This window comes from Westiellopsis prolifica IICB1 (genome assembly GCF_004323185.1).
Classification (GTDB): Bacteria; Cyanobacteriota; Cyanobacteriia; order Cyanobacteriales; family Nostocaceae; genus Pelatocladus; species Pelatocladus prolificus_A.
Genome location: NZ_NAPS01000002.1, coordinates 1745904 through 1767603 on the forward strand (window position 1 = coordinate 1745904; position 21700 = coordinate 1767603).

14 protein-coding genes are annotated in these 21700 nt (G+C 41.7%); 7 read left to right on the forward strand and 7 right to left on the reverse strand.

Annotated features, from left to right (window positions below; all coding sequences use genetic code 11):
* Positions 1–255: 255 nt before the first annotated feature.
* A complete protein-coding gene (argS, locus tag B4U84_RS21890) occupies positions 256–2013 on the reverse strand; it encodes an arginine--tRNA ligase (protein ID WP_017311277.1) in 1758 nt (585 codons plus the stop codon).
* Between the two features lie 455 nt (positions 2014–2468).
* Between argS and B4U84_RS32150 the strand changes: the two genes are divergently transcribed.
* Positions 2469–2612, forward strand: a complete 144-nt coding sequence (locus tag B4U84_RS32150) for a QAALIT motif small membrane protein (protein WP_510650808.1) — start codon at positions 2469–2471, stop codon at positions 2610–2612.
* A gap of 233 nt (positions 2613–2845) precedes the next feature.
* Here B4U84_RS32150 and lpxD read toward each other — a convergent pair whose 3' ends face one another.
* The 3 genes from lpxD to B4U84_RS21910 all read right to left on the reverse strand — a co-directional run bounded on the left by lpxD (position 2846) and on the right by B4U84_RS21910 (position 5652).
* Entirely contained in the window at positions 2846–3892 is a 1047-nt protein-coding gene (lpxD, locus tag B4U84_RS21895) for a UDP-3-O-(3-hydroxymyristoyl)glucosamine N-acyltransferase (RefSeq protein WP_131120551.1), read from the reverse strand.
* A 238-nt stretch (positions 3893–4130) separates the two neighbouring features.
* Positions 4131–5390 (reverse strand): murein transglycosylase A, encoded by a 1260-nt coding sequence (mltA, locus tag B4U84_RS21905; RefSeq protein ID WP_017311279.1) that lies wholly within the window; start codon positions 5388–5390, stop codon positions 4131–4133.
* 13 nt (positions 5391–5403) lie between these two features.
* Positions 5404–5652 carry a hypothetical protein gene (locus tag B4U84_RS21910; RefSeq protein WP_017311280.1) on the reverse strand — a complete coding sequence of 83 codons (249 nt, stop codon included), beginning with the start codon at positions 5650–5652 and terminating at the stop codon, positions 5404–5406.
* Between the two features lie 819 nt (positions 5653–6471).
* On the opposite strand from B4U84_RS21910, the gene B4U84_RS21915 reads away from it, so the two are divergent.
* Both B4U84_RS21915 and B4U84_RS21920 read left to right on the forward strand, forming a co-directional pair.
* Positions 6472–7242 carry a hypothetical protein gene (locus B4U84_RS21915; protein WP_017311281.1) on the forward strand — a complete coding sequence of 257 codons (771 nt, stop codon included), beginning with the start codon at positions 6472–6474 and terminating at the stop codon, positions 7240–7242.
* Between the two features lie 513 nt (positions 7243–7755).
* A complete protein-coding gene (locus B4U84_RS21920; protein ID WP_207390977.1) occupies positions 7756–11742 on the forward strand; it encodes a hybrid sensor histidine kinase/response regulator in 3987 nt (1328 codons plus the stop codon).
* A 124-nt stretch (positions 11743–11866) separates the two neighbouring features.
* On the opposite strand, the gene B4U84_RS21925 is transcribed toward B4U84_RS21920, so the two are convergent.
* Complete coding sequence (locus tag B4U84_RS21925; protein WP_131120552.1) at positions 11867–12367, reverse strand: GNAT family N-acetyltransferase; 501 nt, start codon at positions 12365–12367, stop codon at positions 11867–11869.
* A gap of 366 nt (positions 12368–12733) precedes the next feature.
* On the opposite strand from B4U84_RS21925, the gene tatC reads away from it, so the two are divergent.
* A complete protein-coding gene (tatC, locus tag B4U84_RS21930) occupies positions 12734–13537 on the forward strand; it encodes a twin-arginine translocase subunit TatC (RefSeq protein WP_017311284.1) in 804 nt (267 codons plus the stop codon).
* A gap of 146 nt (positions 13538–13683) precedes the next feature.
* Positions 13684–15363, forward strand: a complete 1680-nt coding sequence (gene nadB, locus B4U84_RS21935) for an L-aspartate oxidase (RefSeq protein WP_131120553.1) — start codon at positions 13684–13686, stop codon at positions 15361–15363.
* A 204-nt stretch (positions 15364–15567) separates the two neighbouring features.
* Here nadB and B4U84_RS21940 read toward each other — a convergent pair whose 3' ends face one another.
* Positions 15568–16557, reverse strand: coding sequence for a vitamin K epoxide reductase family protein (locus B4U84_RS21940; protein ID WP_017311287.1), 990 nt, complete (start codon positions 16555–16557; stop codon positions 15568–15570).
* A gap of 244 nt (positions 16558–16801) precedes the next feature.
* A complete protein-coding gene (gene btpA / locus B4U84_RS21950; RefSeq protein WP_131120554.1) occupies positions 16802–17650 on the reverse strand; it encodes a photosystem I biogenesis protein BtpA in 849 nt (282 codons plus the stop codon).
* Between the two features lie 1089 nt (positions 17651–18739).
* Here btpA and rimO point away from each other — a divergent pair.
* Positions 18740–20056: a 30S ribosomal protein S12 methylthiotransferase RimO gene (gene rimO / locus B4U84_RS21960; protein WP_131120555.1), complete on the forward strand. Its 1317-nt coding sequence runs from the start codon at positions 18740–18742 to the stop codon at positions 20054–20056.
* Positions 20057–20128: 72 nt separating this feature from the next.
* Positions 20129–21682 (forward strand): DEAD/DEAH box helicase, encoded by a 1554-nt coding sequence (locus B4U84_RS21965; RefSeq protein WP_131120556.1) that lies wholly within the window; start codon positions 20129–20131, stop codon positions 21680–21682.
* The last annotated feature ends 18 nt before the right edge of the window (positions 21683–21700 follow it).

The following is a 21700-nucleotide window of genomic DNA, read 5'->3' on the forward strand; positions in this document are numbered from 1 at the left end:
TATGAACTAGCTACACTTGTAAGTCGCGCAGTAAGTGTGGTCTTAGTTAGGATCTCATCGACAGATGCTTTTCCAGCTTTGGGTTTATTGGTTTTAAGAACGGTTCCTTCCCCATTTCTTCTGTTCTGATATTCTGGCTTGCATTGCTGTCCCTATTTCATGAGTTATACCATTTCACGTTAATCACGATACACATAAATTTTGTTGAGACGCGATATATCGCGTCTCTAATGTTACTTGCTATAACCTTATATCCTACATCCGCTCTAATACTTGAATTCCTAACAAAGACAATCCCAACTTCAAAGTTCTAGCTGTTAAATAACACAGTGCTAAACGTGATGTTCTGATTGGTTCCTCAGATTTGAGAACAGGACAATTTTCGTAGAACTTGTTAAACTTATCGCTGAGTTGATACAAGTATTCACATAACCGATTTGGCAATAAATCTTGCTCAACTTCACTAATAATTTCATCGAGTTGTAACAAATGCTTGGCTAAAGTTAATTCTGTGTCTTCCTGTAGCATAATCTTGGCATCTGTACCCAACTTTTCAAAATCAACATTACCTTCGCGGCTAATTCCTTGGGTACGGACGTAAGCATAAAGCATGTAAGGTGCGGTATTACCTTTGAGAGACAGCATTTTGTCATAGCTGAAGATATAATTACTAGTACGGTTTTGACTCAAATCTGCATACTTCACCGCACTAATACCAACTACTTCAGCAACCTTGGCTTTAAACTCTTCGGTTTCTTGTCGTCCTTCTTGTGTTAATCTATTTTCCAAGTCTGTACGAGAGCGGGCGATCGCTTCATCCAATAAATCCCGTAATCTTACTGTATCACCAGAACGAGTTTTAAATTTCTTACCATCTTCACCCAGAACCAAACCGAAGGGAACGTGAACGAGTTCAACATCAGCGGGAACCCACCCAGCTTTATCAACTACCTGAAACACCTGGGCAAAATGGTTTGCTTGTCCAACATCTGTAACATAAATTATGCGTTTAGCCTGATCTTCTTGAATTCGGTAGCGGATAGCGGCTAAGTCTGTGGTTGCGTAGTTGTAACCACCATCGGATTTTTGCACAATTAAGGGCAGTGGTTCACCTTCTTTGTTAGTAAATCCTTCCAAGAAAACACATTTTGCGCCTTGATTTTCTACTAGCAATCCAGTTTGTTCTAAATCTTCTACAACTTTTGGCAATAAGGGATTATAAAAAGACTCTCCCCGTTCTTGCACTTTAATATCTAGCAAGTCGTAAATAACTTGAAACTCTTTCCTCGATTGTTCACACAACAATTTCCAAGCATGAATTGTATCTTCTGCACCTGCTTGTAACCTGACAACTTCTTTGCGCGCTTGTTCTTGGAAAGCTTCATCTTCATCAAACCGCTTTTTAGCTTGTCGATAAAAATTGACTAAATCACCAATCTCCAAAGCATTAGCAGTTGTCAAAGCTTCAGGGTAAACTTCCCGCAGATACGTAATTAACATACCAAACTGCGTTCCCCAGTCACCAATGTGATTCAAGCGCAGCACATCATGTCCTTGAAATTCTAAAATTCGAGCCAGACTATCACCAATTATTGTGGAACGTAAATGTCCGACGTGCATTTCTTTGGCGATGTTGGGACTGGAAAAATCTACAATTTCGCGTTTTGGTGTTTTCGCCTTCGCAACTCCTAATCTGGAATCTGCTTGCATTGTAGCTAGTTGTGCTTCCAAATATTCGGTGGTGAGTTTGAGATTAATAAACCCAGGTCCAGCCACTTCTGGCAATTTGCAGATATCAGCTACATCCAGTTTATCAACAATAGCTTGAGCGATCGCTCGTGGTTGTTGTCCTAAACGCTTGGCTAAAGATAAAGCGACATTCGCCTGATAATCACCAAATTTCGGATTACTTGCTGGAACCAACACTGGGTCTACTCCAGTTAACTCCGCGCCAAAAGCTGCAACTAAAGCTTGCTGTAATTTTTCTTTTAATAGTTCTTGTGTAGCGTTCATATATATTGTTGGGAAGCAGGCGATAAGTGATGAGATATCTTTAACGACCTGATTATTTTAACTTTAAAATGCGATCGCAAGGGCTGAGATTGCTACTCTCTCTGCCTTGAAGCCGCTCCGCGTCTACGCTTCGCTCGCAATGACTGTAAATATTTTTGTCTGACTACTTATACCAATTTAATGTGAAGCTGCACTAAATGAGAACTCACCACTCTTGGCGTTCTTGGCGTCTTGGCGGTTCGTTTTTAATATTCTGTGCATCTTCAGAAATAATTGGTATTAGGATTGCTTAAGCAGTTTTTTTGTGAAATACATTAGTGATTTTTATCACAAAATTATTTAATCTAAATCACTAACTACGAACATTGTGATTAGTGTAGTTGAGAAAAAAATCTATCTTAGCTACAACTAAAAGTAGATTTAATTTTATTAATTTTATGGCTGTGAGGAAGACTATGCTAGAAAGAATCTTACTGGCTATAGTACTAACATTTACTTTAAGCCTTTTTCCCGAACTGAGATCGCCTTCTTTCGCTCAGAATCGCAGGATATTGAATAGCCAAAATAGGCTTGTTTTCAATTTCAAGCACAACAATTAAAAAATCTATCTAACGGTAGACCTGGTGATTTACAACAACAATAAAAGACCCTGACAATTGTAGGTTTTTTCAACAACACTTGAAACTGAATATGCAGGACAAGGGAGAGAGGGGGGACAAGGGAGACACGGGAGATACGGGGGATATGAGGGACAAAGGGAGACATGGGGGACAAGGGGGACAAAGAGAAAAACCAATGACAAATAACAAATGACAAATAACAAATGACTTAATTATTTTTGTTTCATTTGGCGTTGTAATTGTTTGAATGTTTGATACATATCAGGTAAACGATTCAAAATTGCAGACACTTTAATAAACTGTTTGTGAGGTACGGCGGGAAGACCAGAGACAATTTCTCCTGGCGCAACATCACTGTGAATTCCAGCTTTCGCAGAAGCGATCGCACCATCACCGATTTTCACTTGGTTCGCAATTCCTGATTGTCCTGCCAAAATGACGCGATTACCGAGGGTGACACCTCCTGCAATCCCGGCTTGACCTGCCAATGCACAACCTGCACCAATTTGGCAACCGTGACCAACCTGTACTAAATTATCAATGATTGTATAGCGACCAACCCGTGTTTCTCCAACTGCGGGACGATCAATAGCACTGTTACAGCCAACAACAACACCATCTTCTAAAACTGTATGACCAGATTGTTCAACTTTGTGCCAACCAGTAGCAGTCGGTACAAAGCCAAAACCTTCCGCACCAATGACAGCACCACTGTGAATTTCACAATCTGCACCAATGAGAGTACGTTCGTGAATTGTGCAGTTAGCATGTAAGGTTGTGCGATCGCCTATCTTCGCATCAGGATAAATCACAACATTGGCATGAAGACATACCCCATGACCAATTTCTACTCCATCATGAACTACAGCATGAGGGCCAATGTAAACATCATTGCCAATTTTCGCATTCTGACTAATTACGGCAGTAGGATGAATTTCTGGAGTCGGGCGCCAAGGTTGGTAGAAAAATTTGAGCGCTCTTGCAAATATTAGCTTTGGTTCTGGAGTAGCAATCCAAGCAATACCACGTTCTTGTGCTTGTGTTTGCAGTGCTTCATTTTGGGGCAAAATTAAAGCGCTTGCAGATGTTTTACCTACCATTGCAGCAAATTTTGACCCTTCAATATAACTAAGAGTTCCGCTCGTCGCTTCATTAACTGCTGCTATTCCAGCAATTTCTGGATTATTGTCTTTGTCGAAATTAAAACTATTAGAAGCAGCAGCATCACCAAGTTTCGCCAGTATATCGCTAAATTTCATAGTGCTAAATAGTCCTCAAATAAAAAAGGGGATCGGGGAAAGGGGATCGGGGATTGGGGATTGGGGATCGGGGATCGGGGAAAGGGGATTGGGCATCGGGCATTGGGCATTGGGCATGATGGATATTAAATTATTCTCCGTTGTCTCCCCACATTCCCAGACGCGCCATGGCGCGTCTCTACATTACTCCCCACACTTCCCGATCCCCTTTCCCCGATCCCCAATCCCCAATCCCCGATCACTCCTTCAATAGCAAATAATATAGAGTACCATTACCACCTGTAATACCGGCGCGATCGCCTGCTAATTTACCAGTTCCCATAAAATAATCTACTCGTCCTGGGCCTTTGATGGCGCTACCTGTATCTTGGTCGAGAACGAAGCGACTGACTTGGCGTTTAACCAGTTTTCCTTTACCAGCAGGATAAGGAAACGAGTTATTAATTATTGCTAGTGCGCCCGGTGGCATGAGAGATTTATCTGTGGCGATGGAACGTTCTGGTGTAACTGGTACACCAATACTGCCAGTTGCAGGTGTACCGCCAGTATCCTTGAAAAAGACGAAACGTTCCCAGCGTGGGAGGTAATTATTCATCTCTTTGGGATTTTGGCGGAAGTATGTTATCAGGGTAGGCATTGTTAAACCTTGTAAAGGTAACTTGCCATCTTTGGCTAGTTCTTTGCCGATACTAGTCCAAGGATAATCAGTCCCTCCGGCGTAGCCAACAGAGGTTTTTTTACCATTTGTTAATCTTAGTTGGGCAGAACCTTGGATATGTACTAGATATGCATCTAGGCGATCGCGAAACCAAAATAATTCCAAACCGTGTAATTGACTTTTATTACCCAATAAACCATCTTTTCCTTCTAGATCTATACGTTTGGGATGTGGTTTTACCCATGTGTCAATGTTGAGGGGTAGTCGATAAAGAGGATATTTATATACTGAAGTACGAATTCGACTGGCAGTATAAACTGGTTCATAATAGGCTGTGAATTTGACAGTACCATTACCGTCATTGCCAATTGATTGATAAAAATCAAATTCTTGACGCACAGCAGCTTGCAGTTGGTCTGGTGATTTAGAGCTAACCACCAACTCGCGAAAACGCAGCAAACTCCGACGGACGCGAGCCAGGGTAATTTCAGAAATAGGATAATTTTGATACGCTGATCGTGCCTTTTCTGTGGTCAAGTAACGTAAACTGTTGTCAATAGATGCCAACATTGCTTTGCGATCGCCTCGTTTGCTCTTTCCACCCCAAAGTTGTTCATCCCAACCCAAGCATTGATGAATAGGTTTACAATCAGTGCCTAAAGTCACTAGTTTTAGTGGCGGTGATAACTCTGCTGGTGGTAACGGTTCGGTGGAGTTGGTTGGTGGTAATGGCAAAGGTTGTATGTTAATCGGTATAGATACCTGAGCCAACCCAGAAAAAACAGGATTTACAAAGCTAATTCCTAAACTCAAGGAAATCAAAGCAAGCGTTTTTCTCATGATTTATGTAAATCTATCTTTCCACACTAGAGCTAAAAAGTGGTTCCACACGAATAGCCACAATCCGCGAGGGACGCACAACCATGTATTCACCTTGAATATTTTTGATCGGCACGTTTATAAAATCATCTGAGGCGGCTTTTGGCATCAGTTCGCCACTATACCACTTCTGAAAATCCTGAATCGTCGGAAACCGCACCTCTTCCCGATGACCACTTGCCATTAGTAAGTGTACTGCGTATTCATTAGGTGTTCTAGGCATACTGCTTGAATCATTTAAAACACATGCAACCCATTTTGAACTACCCACAGCCCGAATGGGAAGAGTGAATAAAAGACAGTTGAGACTATGACGGTTGTTATCCTTGTGAGGGTTCCCGGTTCGGAAGTGTGGGGAGTGTGGAAAGTGTGGGAGTGTGGTTTCAGAGAAATTTTGTTTTTACAACTTCATATTTTATGAGTCAATACTCATAAAATATAAAAAATATAAGACTTGGAAACTATATTTTTCTCTAAATTCGTATACATCTTCTCTTTAGATAAAAATGTTCTAAAATCCCCAAGCCCCGCACCCAAGAAGCGGTCGGGGTCAATCCAAAATCGCAAACCTAAAATCCAAAATTTGTTGACTCTAAACTTTATTATTGGAAAAGTAAAGTTTAGTTTCAAACAAATACACTCTTCTCTAAATAGTGCTAATTTAATAATTGAAGCAAACAAAGCTTCCCTGGCAGATAAAACAGCTAGATGAGTAAATTAAAAAAGAGGTAAAGACGCTGTTAAAACTCAATCTGTCTCGTTATCAAACAACAACACCTAACTCTAAAAGCGATATTTCCTCATAGTGAAAGAAAGGGGGCGCTGTAACTGATTGACTTCACTAAAGTCAAAAGGTGATTCACCCAGTACATCCCCGGCTAGAATTAACGATGAGAGGAAATAAATCAGCTATTAGTTGCTTAGGTGTTGTTGTTTTTGAAGCGCACCTAGTATTTCATTAACCAGGCGTATGGTGAGGATGAGGTAAGCTGGTACGAAGTGGAATAGCACGAGACATTTTAAATCTTTGAAATAGCGCCTTATGTCAATAATTGCTCTGAGAGCATGGTATCTTGAAAACTACGAGCCGATACAAGAACTAGAAAAACGCTCACCGGATATTCGCCTCAATAAAAAGAGTCTGCTGAAATCGGGGCTAAGAGCAGATTTTTTGGAAGATAGTGACGATATCAGAAAATCAACGTGGTTTAGTCGCTATCTAGAAGGGGAAAATATTGAATTTTATATAGAAGGTAGTGGCGGCTATTGTGTAGCTAACATTGACTTAATTAGTCACGAGATTTATTTCACAAAGCAGCCAACTTTAGCACAATTAGAACCGACAATATTTTTTTGTTATCAAACAGAATATCCACCAGCAACAGATGCATTGCGAGAAGCATTATTGCTGAGTGTAGAAAAATTGAACTTGCGATCGCGTCTGCCTTTAAAATTAGTAGAATCTCACCGTCCTCAAGAAGCTCCTCTACGACTAGGAAGTGCTATGATGCGAAAAATTCGTAGAAGTTTGTTGTTCATCGCAGATACCACACCTCTTGCCAAGATAGAAGGTAAACAAACTGCTCAATTAATTCCTAGTCCAAGCGTTTGTGTGGAAATTGGCTATGCAATTAGCAGCAAAAGGTCTGAGCAAATTTTATTAGCGCAAATGCAACGCCCTGATTTTCCAGGAGAGTTTCCTTTTGATTTACCAGCTACACAAATTTTAAAATTTCAAGATACTCCAGAATTAGATAAAATTTTGCTACCAACAATTGAAAGTCTACTAGCACGATTTAAATTGTTTTTCTAAAAGTAGGAGCGCTCTGGTCGTACTCTAGAAAAAGCTTCGCCACATCTACACTCCTACAGTAGGTATGAAAGGACTCCTCTACCTCAAAACGGCGTTCTACAAACCAGAAATTATTTTCTGATTAATAAAAAATCTGTATAAAGATAGATTCTAAAAAATTCAACATATCCACATATTACATTAGTGATCTATTGCATCTTATTGGAAATATACAATTAGAAAGAGAGCTTTTATGACCCTCCTGTGGAGATGAGGGGAAAAGGGGTAGTTATACCGGGAGCATCCCAAATGTTCAAAAAAACCGCCTGCGATTCAAATCGCAGTCTTATGACTGTTTGATTGATGTGAATCGTATAAAGACAACTTGTGCTATTAAGCTCAGGGTTTAACTCTTAGTGGTGTATTGAAAAAATTGGAATGCTCCCCCTTTAGCATTTTCCCAAGACACTAGTACTGTTTTGCAATCCGTTTTTAAATTTACTGCTATCGATAAACGCAGTTCAAACACCTTCAATGCTAAAAGTCAAGCGCTTACACCAAAACAGTTTTTACTCAGTTTTTTCACCCTCAGTGATTACACGAACTGGAAGCATAATCGCAATAGTTATCGGCTGCTCAGTCATGCTTGGCTGGTGGTTCGATATAGACTTTTTCAAAAACTGCTTTGATCTCAGCACCGTGACTATGAAAGGTAACACAGCCCTGTGCTTTTTTTTATCAGGTTTATCGTTATTTTTGTCTGTAAGTGTTGGTGGGGATATGGGGAGATTAGCAAGTACACACACAAATTATTTCTATCACCCCAACTCTATGGATGGTTACGTAGATGCAAACCGACGACTTACTCCACGACCCCATCTCAAAATTATTGAGCGAGTCTGCGCGTTTACTGTTTTGACAATTGCCTCACTCACATTAATTCAATATTTATTTGGTTGGGATTTTGGTATTGATCAGTTGCTATTCCACGAAAAAGCAAACACCCCATTAACTTCTCAGCCAGGACGGATGGGTTTGAATACAGCAGTCAGCTTTCTGTTGATAGGTTTGTCTTTAGAGCTTTTAGAGAAACCAAAAAGCCGTCATAGTTATTGGTTTGCCCAGATTCTCACTTTGATAGCAATTTTGATTGTTTTACTGGCTTTGATTGGTTATGCCTATCAAGTAAAGATTTTTTACGGGATGTTCCCTAATGTCACATCAATGGCATTACACACAGTCATTGGGTTGATTGTACTTTGTGTGGGTATTCTGTGGAGTCAGCCAGAACAAGGAGTGATGAAAGTCATTACCAGCCAGACAGATGGTGGTTTGCTAGCACGTCGTTTATTGATAGCCGCGATCGCACTACCTCTAATCACAGGCTGGTTAATTCTTCAAGGAGAAAAGGCTGGACAATATGAGTCAGAGTTTGCAATTTCCCTGTTTGCAATTTTTTTAATGACAATTTTTACAATTGTAATTTGGAAAAATGCAGCTGCGATTCAAAAGCTTAGTCACCAACGCGATCGCGCCAAATTAGCACTAAAAGAACATACAGAAAAACTTAGAAGTTTTGTAGAATCAAACATCATCGGCATTTTGTATAGTGACATTTACGGTGATATCAGCCAAGCCAATGATAAATTTTTACATATGATTGGCTACACACGGGAAGATTTTTTACAAGCGGGTAGCATTAATTGGAGCGATATTACACCACCAGAGTATTTGCCTTTGGATGCACAAGGTATTGCTGAAGCTCAAGCAACAGGCGCTTGCACACCCTACGAAAAAGAATACATTCGGCGTGATGGCAGCCGCATACCTGTTTTAGTAGGCTATACGTTAGTAGGAGAGAAACAACAAGAGTCAGTTGCCTTTATCCTAGATTTGAGCGAACGTAAGCAAACAGAAGCAACCCTACTCCAAACAGAACAGCGATTTAGATTGGCGGTTGATAACATGCCAGATGTTTTTGCCATTTATGACGCCCAACTGAGGTTTCAATTTGTCAATGCGGCGGCTTTGCAGCGTCTCGGTAAGGCGAAAGAGGAAATTATTGGACGCACTGACGAAGAAATCTTTCCAACTGAGATTACACAACTTTATCTTCCGATTCTGTTTAAAGCAGTTGAAACGCGCACCACTCAAACAACAGAAACCACGATTAATTTTCCTGAAGATGACACATTGACCACACTCATTAAATATGTGCCAATCGTGGATGACAAAGGGGAAATTTATCAAATTTTGGCATTTGCTGAAGATATCACAATCCGCAAGCAGGCAGAGGAAGCACTCCGCAATCAACAAAAATGGTTGGAAGACTTACTCAATCTCATGCCCACACCTCTATTATTAATCGAAGCAGGAACAGCGCGAGTTACTTTTGCCAATAAAGCTGCTGACGAAGTTGCTGGAGGGAAATTTCCCAAAGCAGATTCAGCCGCAGATTATCAAGCTCTTTATTATTCAACTGACGCCGCCGGTAATCACATCCCCGATGAACAAGCACCAGGAGTGAGAGTCGCCCGTGGTGAGCGCTTAGACGGAGTAGAGTTAGACTGGCATACACCAGCTGGTGTCCGCTCTTTGCTGATCTACGCTGATACTCTACCAGCCATGCACGGTTATCCAACTACTTGTGTCTTAACATTTCAAGATATTACCAATCTCAAACGCGTCGAAAAAGCCTTATCTTTAGGTTATAAACGGCTACAGCTTTTATTTGGTACAGCCAGTGATCTACTTTCTAGCAAAGAGCCTGTGCCATTAATTGAAAGTTTGTTTCAGAAACTGGCAGATCAAATTGGTTTAGATGTTTACTTTAATTTTTTAGTGACTGAAAATTCCCAGGTAATGCATTTAGCTTCCTGGCACGGAATTGATGAAAAAACTGCTCAAGCAGCAAAATTTTTAGAGATTGGTCAAGGTATGTGTGGTACTGTTGCCCAAGAACGCCGTCCCATTTCTTTAGAGAATGTTCAAGAATCAACGGATCAGAAAGTAGAATTCCTCCGGACAATTGGCATTAAAACTTATTACGGTTATCCATTAATAGCCCAAGGACAATTGTTGGGTACTCTCTGTTTTTGCAGTCGCAGTCGCTCGCGATTTAGCCAAAATGAAATGGGGATGATGCAAGCAGTTTGCGATCAAATTGCGATCGCTATGGAAAGAGCGCGTTTAATCACTTCTTTGCAACAACAAACCGAACAGTTGCAAGAAGCAAACCGAATGAAAGATGAATTTTTAGCAATACTATCCCATGAATTGCGATCGCCCCTCAATGCCATTCTCGGATGGTCACAGTTGCTACGTTCTCGCAAACTCAACGAAACTCAAATTACCAAAGCCCTAGAAACTATAGAGAGAAACGCCAAAACTCAAACCCAGTTAATCGAAGACTTACTAGATATATCCCGCATTATCAGAGGCAAGTTACGCTTAAATGTACGTACTTGCAACTTAATAAATATTATAGAAGCTGCTCTCGATACAGTAAATCTAGCAGCTCAAGCAAAAGATATTCATATTCAAATTATGTTTGATTCTCAGGCAGCACTAGTTTCTGGTGATGCCGAACGTTTACAACAAGTAGTCTGGAATTTACTATCCAATGCCATCAAGTTTACACCTGCTGGCGGTAGAGTAGAGGTAGAATTATCTCTGTTCAAAGAACAAAAAACAGGGAAACGGCAAGATAAAAATACAGAGAGTGTATTTGATAGATTCTCCGCCTCACCCCGTCTGAATATTACTCCCTCTTTACAAACATCACCACCCTTTTCTCTATCCGCATCTTCGGAAACTACTTACGCCCAAATTACAGTGAAAGATACTGGTATTGGTATCAGCCCTGAATTTCTACCTTACGTATTTGATCGTTTCCGACAAGCAGACAGTTCTAGTACCAGATCCCATGGTGGCTTGGGATTAGGTTTAGCGATCGTGCGCCATTTAATAGAAATGCATGGCGGTAGTATTAATGTAGCAAGTCTCGGAAAAGAACAAGGTACAACATTTACAGTCAAACTACCACTTCTTAAGGGTCAACAGTCAATACTCAACACTCAAAACTCAACATTTAATAGTCAAGAGACTGTTGGGAATTGTCTTTCTGTCTCACCCTCGCTTTTAGATGGTGTACGCGTACTAGTTGTAGATGATGAAGCTGATACACGTGACTATCTCACCACCTTACTCAAACAGTATCAGGCAGAGGTGCTAGCAGTAGCCTCAGCGCCAGCAGCACTACAAGCTGTTGAGGAATGGAAACCAAATGTTTTAGTTAGTGACATTGGAATGCCCCAGGAAGACGGTTACTCCTTAGTTCGCAAATTGCGATCGCGATCAAAAGAACAAGGAGGAAAAATACCAGCAGCAGCATTAACAGCCTATGCGAGAGCAGAAGATCGACGTCGAGCCATACAGGCAGGTTTTCAGTTACATTTACCTAAACCTGTTGATCCTTCTGAGTTAATTACAGTTGTAGCTAGCCTTGTAGGACGTACCTAAATTAGATTTCTGAGTCCTAAATTAGATTTCTGAGTCCTAAATTAGATTTCTGAGTCCTAAATTAGATTTCTGAGTCCTAAATTAGATTTCTGAGTCCTAAATTAGGTTGATGATTCATAATTAATTATTTCTGTATCGCATAGACGCACAAGCTCTTATCCCACATTTGAGCATTTTTTTCATATTTCATGCCATTTTTGATAGCGACCTTTTGAGATGCAATATTTCTAGGGTCAATTAATGATATTAAACGATTTAAACCAAGTTCTTGAAAACCATAGTTTCGACACGCAATAGCCGCTTCTGTTGCTAAACCTTGTCCCCAGTATTCTTTAGCTAATAAATAGCCAATTTCTACTTCTTGTTGTTCATCTACTAATTGGAGCATGAGTCCACAGCGACCGATTAGTTTATGATCAGCCTTATAGATGGTTGCCCACAAACTCCACCCCCTTTCTTTGTACATATTCATAATTCTTTCTACCTGCTGCTGTGTTTGTTCACGAGTATATGGTTTTGGGTAGAACTTCGTAACTACAGGGTCAGCATAAATCGCTGCTAACTCGTCTATATCATCTAGGGTGAAATGTCGCAAAATTAGGCGAGGTGTTTCAATCACAATCATCTGGATTTTTAGATTTGAGATTTTAGACGTTTATGCTAAAACTAGGTTAACAGCACTCTAGTCGCGATCGCTCGACTAGTAGTCCGCCACATTACTAGTACTCTGGCAACCCAACTTTGCTAGGTAAACCAATTTTAGATTCACCTTCTTTTCCTCTTCCTTTGCGTACTTCGCGTCTACCCTCCGGGAACGACTTTGTCGAACGCGGTTCCTTCCCTTACCCATCAAAGTTAGGTTGTCAAACCACTAGTAAAAATTAAATTTGCAATTATTTTTGCTCAAATTCTCAACTTCTACGAAAAGTCTGAGTCCGGTAGCTGCTACCACAGATAAAATAGTTAACAAATGATGCTTGCTAGCTGACTCATGACGCCTTCACAAGACGCAAACACTGCAACTGCTCCGGTTGCTTCTGGTACAGACTTTGAAACCGACGAGCAACAACAAACCAATCCTTTGGATGAACTACCAGGAGAGGTCGAAATGACCCTTTTTGAACATCTAGAGGAGTTACGACTGCGGATTTTTTATGCGCTGATTGCTGTAGCAGTAGGTGTTATTGGCTGCTTTTTTGCTGTCAAGCCAATAGTTCAGTTATTGGAAGTACCAGCCCAAGGAGTAAAATTTCTCCAACTTGCACCCGGCGAATACTTTTTTGTCTCTCTGAAAGTTGCAGGCTATACTGGCTTGCTTCTTGCCAGTCCCTTTATCCTGTACCAAATCATCCAGTTTGTACTACCAGGATTAACTCGCCGAGAACGCCGCTTGTTGGGGCCTATTGTTCTAGGATCAAGCGTGCTGTTTGCAGCAGGTTTAGTATTTGCCTATTTCCTACTGATTCCAGCGGCTTTAAAATTCTTCATTAGCTACGGTGCAGATGTCGTAGAACAGCTATGGTCAATCGACAAATATTTTGAATTTGTTTTATTGCTACTGTTCAGTACAGGGCTAGCATTCCAAGTACCAATCATCCAGCTTTTACTTGGTACTTTAGGAATTGTCTCGTCAAAACAAATGTTTTCTGGCTGGCGTTATGTAATTTTAGGTGCAGTAGTTCTGGGTGCTGTCATTACACCTTCTACAGATCCCCTTACCCAAAGTCTCCTAGCAGGAGCCGTACTAGGGCTGTATTTTAGTGGAATTGGACTAGTTAAGCTTATCGGGAAGTAAGACACCTTCGGAATTAAAAATTAAAAATTAAAAATTAAATCGTCTGAATTTTTAATTTCACATTTTTCGTCTTTAATTAAGCGAAGCGTCTGTTTTGCTCTGCCTAATATTTTTCTAATTTTGAATTTTGAATAATTTTTACCTTAGTGCAAATAAATACTTTTAACCAATTTGATGTTTTAGTAATCGGCGCTGGCGCTGCTGGACTGTATACAGCACTTTGTCTACCACAATCCTTACAAGTTGGTCTGATTACCAAAGAAACAGTGAGTTTGTCTGCGAGTGATTGGGCGCAGGGTGGTATTGCTGCTGCGATCGCTCCAGATGATTCACCACATTTACACATTGACGATACAATCAAAGCTGGCGCGGGTTTATGCGATCGCCCCGCAGTCGAATTTCTTGCTGAACACGCCCCAAGTTGCATTCGATCTCTGGTGGAATTAGGGGTTGCTTTTGATCGCCATGGTAGTGATTTAGCTTTAACTTTAGAAGCAGCCCACTCTAAGCACCGAGTTCTTCACGCTGCTGATACTACAGGAAGAGAAGTAATCACCACACTTACAGCCCAAGTACTACAACGTAAAAATATTCACGTCATTCAACAAGCTTTAGCATTGAGTTTGTGGATAGATAGCCAATCACAAGCCTGTCAGGGAATTAGCTTATTTTATCAAGGTAAAATCACATGGGTAAGAGCTGGTGCAGTCGTGCTAGCAACAGGTGGTGGTGGTCAGGTATTTGCTCAAACTACAAATCCAGCTGTGAGTACAGGAGATGGAGTCGCGATCGCAGCTCGTGCTGGGGTAATTCTCAGAGATTTAGAATTTGTCCAATTTCATCCCACTGCTTTAACTAAACCAGGAGCAGAACGCTTTTTAATTAGTGAAGCTGTACGTGGCGAGGGAGCGCACTTAATAGATGATGAAGGGCGACGTTTTACCTTTGATTATCATCCTGCGGGTGAACTAGCACCCAGAGATATCGTCAGTCGGGCAATTTTTAGTCACTTACAAAACACTACCACAGATCCCGCAACAGCCCACGTGTGGCTAGATATGCGCCCTATCCCTGCTGACAAAATTCGTCACCGTTTCCCCAATATTATTAATGTTTGTCAGCGTTGGGGTATCGATGTTTTTTCGGAGCCAATTCCCGTCGCTCCTGCTGCTCATTATTGGATGGGTGGTATTGTCACAGATGTCATGAACCGTACCAATATTCCTAATTTATACGCCGTGGGAGAAACTGCAAGTACGGGGGTACATGGTGCTAATCGCCTTGCTAGCAATTCTTTACTTGAATGTATTGTTTTCGGCGCCCAGATGGGCCATGTGGAAATCAAAAATGAGTTAATCAGTGAAGAAGCAGCTTCAACAGCAGAGGAATTTACTGAATTTACTATAGATGTGCATGATTGGCAAAAACAACAACTATATTTAGAAGATTTGCGCGAAAAAATTCCCCGTTTAGTGTGGCAATATGCTGGTATTTGTCGAGAACAGTCAGGATTAGAAATCGCGATCGCCACTGTAGAATCTTGGCAGCAAGATTTTGCAAATCTACAACTAAGTCAATCTTTACTTGATTTACCCCCAAAACAAAACGTTACTCTTAAATTGCCAGATGTAGAAAGACAATTAAGATTATGGGCAGAAACTCATAATTTATTAGATGTAGCTTATTTAATCCTCAAAAGTGCTGCTTTTAGAAAAGAAAGCAGAGGAGGACACTATCGCCTAGATTATCCTCAACCAGATCCTAATTGGCAAGTTCATACATTGGTACAGTACCAAAATTGGTGGAAAGCACCTGTATTGGAATAGGTGTTTATGGTTATACCATTTCACTAAAACCTTGGTACAAATACAGACCCTGTAGAGACGCGATATATCGCGTCTGGGACAAAATTTATGTGTATCGTGATTAACATGAAATGGTATTAGTGGTTTGGTGGTTGGTGAACAACAAGATCCCCGACTTTTTAAAAAAGTCGGGGATTTGGTTTTCTCAATTGCAGAAAAGAAAATTTATGGTCGTCTTAAAATATACTTAAAATTGCGCGCTCCTGCGTAATTACTAATATTTGCTAACTCCTCTAAATTTTGCGCCCCTGCATAGGTTTTTCCATTGATAATCCAACTCGGATAGCTTTGAATTTTAGCTGCTCGACATTCATCTTTTAGCCCATTTGGGTTATCAGCAGGAGCGCAATCAATATGATCAATTTCACTGTAAGCTTCTTTACCAAAAACTAATTTTTGTTCATGGCAGTGAGGACACCACCAAGCAATGTATTCTTTAGCACCTATTTGTTTGAGATGACGGGCGAGTGCAATTTCTGCCTCACCAGAAGTAGTTGTCACTTCCCAACCTACACCTGGTTTCGGTTCTTCTAATGGTTTGAAACTGATGATTGCTGGTTTTCCAGGATTTTCTACAATGGTGACGCCGCTATTGTTATTTGGTGGAGGAGCATAAATAGCGAGAGTGCCAATTAATGTCACCATACCAACAACAATGCCAGTAAAAAAGATTTGCCCAATATCCTCCCAAGCACGACCAACAATCGTTAGTACCAACATACTGAAGGAAAAAATTGCTGAGGCCACACAGTAGATACACAGTGCTTTAATCTTGAATACCAGTAGGTAAATCAAAAAGCTACTGAATACCGACATGGCGATCGCTCCGATCAGAAGCAGTAACCAAGTGAGATTTTCCAGCTTTGTGCGAGAATCTTTCTTTTTAACTGGGTTTACAGTCAACGGGGCTAAGGCAAAAACTCCCATACCCACGTAAGCCAAAAAACCGAACAAAGCCAGAGGAAGCCCAAAAACTGTAGCATAATCGCTCTGTAACACTATATCGCAGCTTTGTGTCGGACAAGCAGCAGAGCTTTGGCTAAATTTAACTACCGTCAGATAAGCAGTAGTCAAAGCACCTAAAGTGGCGATCGCACCAATGATTAAACGCGATCGACGATAAATCCAAGGAGTAGAAGAAAGGCGACGATTCATAAGCAGGTATTGGTAATTGGGATTGGGGAAAGGGGAAAGGGGAAAGGGGAAAGGGGAAAGGGAATTGGGGAAAGGGAGACACCAGAGACATGGGGGACAAAGGAGAATTATTTAATAAATCTGTTCCTGATCCCCGATCCCCGATCCCTGATCCCCGATCCCCTTTCCCCGATCCCCGTACTCTGAGAGAAGCCGCTTACGCGTCTACGCGTAGCGTCTCCTCTGGAGAATCCCCGATCCCCAGTTAAGATTTTAAGCTTACAGAAGAAATAGATTTGCGATCGCCCCTGTTGTTCCAACTGCGGTGGGCGGCCTCCACAAATTGATTAACACGAATCGGGTCAATTGTTTGTTCGCGGCGACCGTGACGTTTTAAGGAACTAGAGACAATCACTCCATCTGCTACTTGTAACAATGTCGCAACATTTTCCCAAGACGCGCCGCTACCAATAAATACTGGTGTACCTGCTGCTGCTTGTGCAGCTAATTCCAAATCTTCTTGGTTTGGTGGACTGCCTGTAGCCCAACCAGATAAAATAATGGCATCCGCCAAACCTCGTTCGATGGTATCTTGCACAGCCACGGTCAAATTTGGAGAACTCAAAGGACGAGCGTGCTTAACTAAGACATCAGCAAAGATTTTGACATCACTACCCAATTCGCGCCGATAGCGCAGTAAATGATGGGCTTCTCCTTCTATTAAACCCTGGTCGGTTGCCATCACCCCACTAAGGACGTTCACACGGATAAATTGCGCTCTTACACAGCTAGCAATAGCCATAGCACTTTTAGCATCGTTCCGTAAAACGTTAATACCAACAGGTAGCGTCACCATATTCTGTATTCGCTCCACTACTATAGTCATTGCACTGACAACAGCAGGGTCAACCTGGTTTTTTGGAAACGGCGCATCAAAGAAATTTTCTACAATGATGCCATCAACCCCTCCACTGGCTAGGGCTGTCGCTTCTTGTTCGGCACGGTCAATTACCGCTTTCAGGCTACCTCCCCAACGAGGCGAGGTAGGTAAGGGTAGTAAATGAACTACACCAATTATTGGTGTGCGGGTTTTAAACAGCTGATATAAGTCCACGTCTTTAATCCGTAACACACAGTCCAGAGTCAATAGTCAATAGTCAATGGTCAATAGTCAATGGTCTACCGATTTTAGATTTTGGATTACCCTGCGGATAGCTGCACAAGAGTCTATGGATTTTGAATTTATCCGACTCAAGGGCTTGGCGACTCTGGATAATCAATTTTGGTTTTGTTCTATCAGATTTGTAGTCGGAGTACTTACTCAAAATTTTTCATCCAAAATTTACAATCCATAACCAAAAATTGATAGTCAATAACCTGTAGACTGATTATTCTGAACTATTGACTTCGGACTTTAGACTGTTGACTTTTGACTAACTTTTTCAACCTTTGTTTTGTATTGGTCGGTTTTCCGCCTCCCCCTTAAGAAGGAAATTAACGTAAAACCTTCCATAAGATATGTTAAGATAAAAACTGGTTACAAGAGGAGTTTGCAACTCACAAGACGCACAAGGCGCCGAGCGGCTTTCCACTGGGTGGCTGTTTCTCGTCGAGCAGGTAACAATTCTGTTACAGTTGCAGGATAAACCTGAACTGATTGGTAACATTACCGCTGTCAAGGCGTAGTTTAGTGCGTATTTTCCTAGATGGTAGCGACTTCTCACCACACATCCCATAGGGGAAAGTGGCTCCTTTTAGGGTAGAGTAGATTCACAACGCACGCGCTGCGGTAATGTAAAATACCAAAAGCAATTTGCAACAAAAAGTTACGAGTGTCTATTTTACCCAACAGCTATTTGTTTTTCCCTTGGAAACACAGAATAGTAAAAAAATATTAGCATGATCTCTGTTGCAGTTCATCGGGATCATAGATTCCTTTGGGTGCGTTTGGATTTTGTGATGTGGGCATGATGTCAAAGAGTTGCCTCTGGAGCAAATGTCTGGGTTAGAACGTTTAGAAAAAATGGGCGAGGCTTGTTCAGTGCCGGAAACGGCACTGAACACCTCCCCACGATTTAACCCGTGGGCTAGTTGAGTTGTTAAAGCCTGGCCCATTTTTTCTTGGTTCAATGACTTGTCTGAAAATCCTTAGTTAAGATTTAACTTTTGGAGTGAAGAAAACTAAAAACCTTATATTTATAGTATGGGTGAAAAACCAACCATTGCGATATCTCACCTGGGTTGTGAAAAAAATCGAATTGATACGGAACATATGTTAGGACTGCTGGTAGAAGCAGGCTATGGCGTAGATTCTAATGAAGAGTTAGCAGATTACGTTATTGTTAATACTTGTAGTTTTATCGAAGCAGCTCGGGAGGAATCTGTTAGGACTTTAGTAGACCTGGCAGAAGCCAAGAAAAAAATCGTCATAACAGGTTGTATGGCGCAACATTTCCAGGAGCAATTATTGGAAGAGTTGCCCGAAGCAGTGGCGGTAGTAGGAACAGGTGATTATCACAAAATAGTTGATGTGATTGCACGAGTAGAACAGGGCGATCGCGTCAGGGAAGTGAGCGCCGAACCAACCTACATAGCCGATGAAACCACACCCCGCTATCGCACTACAACCGAAGGTGTGGCATATGTCAGAATTGCGGAAGGATGTGATTATCGGTGTGCATTTTGTATCATTCCGCATCTGCGGGGGAATCAGCGATCGCGTACTATAGAATCAATAGTCGCGGAAGCTGAACAACTAGCAACTCAAGGGGTACAGGAAATCATTTTGATTTCCCAAATCACCACAAATTACGGTATAGATATTTATGGGAAGCCCAAATTAGCCGAATTGCTCCGTGCTTTGGGGAAAGTAAATATACCCTGGATTCGGATGCACTACGCTTATCCCACAGGACTGACTCCAGATGTGATTGCGGCGATTCGTGAAACACCTAATGTCTTACCTTATCTGGATTTGCCCTTACAACATTCTCATGGCGAAATTCTCCGCGCTATGAACCGTCCATGGCAAGGACAAGTCAATGATGCAATTATCGAACGCATCAAGGAGGCACTACCACAGGCGGTACTGCGGACAACATTTATAGTTGGGTTTCCTGGCGAACGTGATGAACATTTTCAGCATCTATTTAACTTCATCCAACGCCATGAATTTGACCATGTGGGTGTTTTCACCTTCTCACCAGAAGAAGGAACACCAGCTTACAGCCTCAGCGAACAGTTACCGCAAATAATCAAAGATGAGCGGCGGGACGTACTGATGGAACTGCAACAGCCGATTTCTCTACGTAAAAATCAGCAAGAAGTTGGCAGAGTAGTAGATGTTTTGATTGAACAAGAAAATCCCTTAACAGGAGAATTAATCGGTCGTTCTGCAAGATTTGCCCCTGAAGTAGATGGTCAAATTTACGTTAGTGGCCAATCAAGATTGGGAACTATCGTACCAGTAGCTATCAAAGAAGCTGATACGTACGACTTGTACGGAATGGTTAGTAATTAGTAGTACACAACCAACTATTAACCACTAACCACTAACTAATAAGCAATAACTAAATACAAATTAGGAGATTTAATGACCCTTTCTTTTCAAGAATTAGGTATTTCACCAGAACGCGTTCAGCAGATTGAAAAAATTGGTATTACCACACCAACCAATATTCAAGCTCAAGCGATTCCTCAACTTTTAGCTGGTCGTGATGTAGTTGGTCAATCCCAGACAGGTACAGGCAAAACAGCAGCTTTTTCTCTGCCAATTCTAGAACGTCTAGATGTCAGTAAAAAAGCAGTGCAAGCACTTGTTTTGACCCCAACTCGAGAGTTAGCAATTCAAGTCCAAGCTGCCATCAGTGAGTTTGTTGGCAACGAAGGATTGCGTGTCATGGCAATTTACGGTGGTCAATCTATCGACCGCCAAATTTTACAACTCAAGCGTGGTGTTCACATGGTTGTGGGTACACCAGGGCGAGTCATAGACTTGCTAGAACGGGGTTGTCTGAAACTGGATAATATCAAATGGTTTGTTTTAGATGAAGCCGATGAAATGCTGAGTATGGGCTTCATTGATGATGTGGAAAAAATTCTTTCCCAAGCACCTAAAGAACGGCAGACAGCTTTATTTTCCGCGACAATGCCGCCATCTATTCGCCAGTTGGTGAATAAGTTCCTCAACGATCCAGTAACAGTTGCCGTTGAACAGCCAAAAGCTGCTCCGAATAAAATTAATCAGGTAGCTTATCTAGTACCACGTCATTGGTCAAAAGTCAAGGCTTTACAGCCAATTCTGGAAATGGAAGATCCAGAAACAGCTTTGATCTTTGTTCGCACTAGACGCACCGCAGCTGAACTCACCAACCAATTACAAGCTGCTGGTCACAGTGTTGATGAATACCACGGTGATTTATCCCAACAAGCACGGGAACGTTTGTTAAACAGATTCCGTAACCGCCAGGTGCGCTGGGTAGTAGCTACTGATATTGCAGCGCGCGGTTTGGATGTTGACCAACTATCCCACGTCATCAACTTTGATTTACCCGATAGCGTAGAGACCTATGTTCACCGCATCGGTCGTACTGGTCGGGCAGGTAAAGAAGGTACTGCTATTACCTTGGTGCAGCCGTTTGAACGACGTAAACAGCAGTTGTTTGAACGCCATGTGCGTCAAAGTTGGCAACTACTTTCGATTCCCACACGGGCGCAAATTGAAACTAGACAGCTGGAGAAATTACAAACCCAAGTGCAGGAAGCTTTGGTGGGCGAACGTATGGCTTCATTTTTATCCATCGTTAGCCAGTTGAGCGAGCAATATGACTCTCATGCTATAGCCGCAGCTGCATTACAAATTGCTTACGACCAAACCCGCCCCGCTTGGTTACTATCAGAAGCCGACTACCCCGAAGAAGACCTCAGACCCACCCCCAAACCTAAACTACGAGGTGGAAATCGTCGCGAGTCTAACCGTGAATCTAGCGGTGAACAGCGCTCCCGCCGTTCTTCTTGGGTATCATCAGAAGCAGGTGAAGGAGACAAACGTGGTTCTGGCAAGCCCAAACTGAAGACAGGACGACGAGGAGATACGCCGATGCCGAAAAAGATTGGTTCTCATCCAGCTAGAGAGTCAGCTTCGTAGTCATTGGTCAATGGTCAT

Excerpts from the sequence above, each read along its gene's own strand:
- argS (WP_017311277.1), bottom strand. The coding sequence starts at position 2,013 with ATGAACGCTACACAAGAACTATTAAAAGAAAAATTACAGCAAGCTTTA.
- B4U84_RS32150 (WP_510650808.1), top strand. The coding sequence starts at position 2,469 with ATGCTAGAAAGAATCTTACTGGCTATAGTACTAACATTTACTTTAAGC.
- lpxD (WP_131120551.1), bottom strand. The coding sequence starts at position 3,892 with ATGAAATTTAGCGATATACTGGCGAAACTTGGTGATGCTGCTGCTTCT.
- mltA (WP_017311279.1), bottom strand. The coding sequence starts at position 5,390 with ATGAGAAAAACGCTTGCTTTGATTTCCTTGAGTTTAGGAATTAGCTTT.
- B4U84_RS21910 (WP_017311280.1), bottom strand. The coding sequence starts at position 5,652 with ATGCCTAGAACACCTAATGAATACGCAGTACACTTACTAATGGCAAGT.
- B4U84_RS21915 (WP_017311281.1), top strand. The coding sequence starts at position 6,472 with ATGTCAATAATTGCTCTGAGAGCATGGTATCTTGAAAACTACGAGCCG.
- B4U84_RS21920 (WP_207390977.1), top strand. The coding sequence starts at position 7,756 with ATGCTAAAAGTCAAGCGCTTACACCAAAACAGTTTTTACTCAGTTTTT.
- B4U84_RS21925 (WP_131120552.1), bottom strand. The coding sequence starts at position 12,367 with ATGATTGTGATTGAAACACCTCGCCTAATTTTGCGACATTTCACCCTA.
- tatC (WP_017311284.1), top strand. The coding sequence starts at position 12,734 with ATGACGCCTTCACAAGACGCAAACACTGCAACTGCTCCGGTTGCTTCT.
- B4U84_RS21940 (WP_017311287.1), bottom strand. The coding sequence starts at position 16,557 with ATGAATCGTCGCCTTTCTTCTACTCCTTGGATTTATCGTCGATCGCGT.
- rimO (WP_131120555.1), top strand. The coding sequence starts at position 18,740 with ATGGGTGAAAAACCAACCATTGCGATATCTCACCTGGGTTGTGAAAAA.
- B4U84_RS21965 (WP_131120556.1), top strand. The coding sequence starts at position 20,129 with ATGACCCTTTCTTTTCAAGAATTAGGTATTTCACCAGAACGCGTTCAG.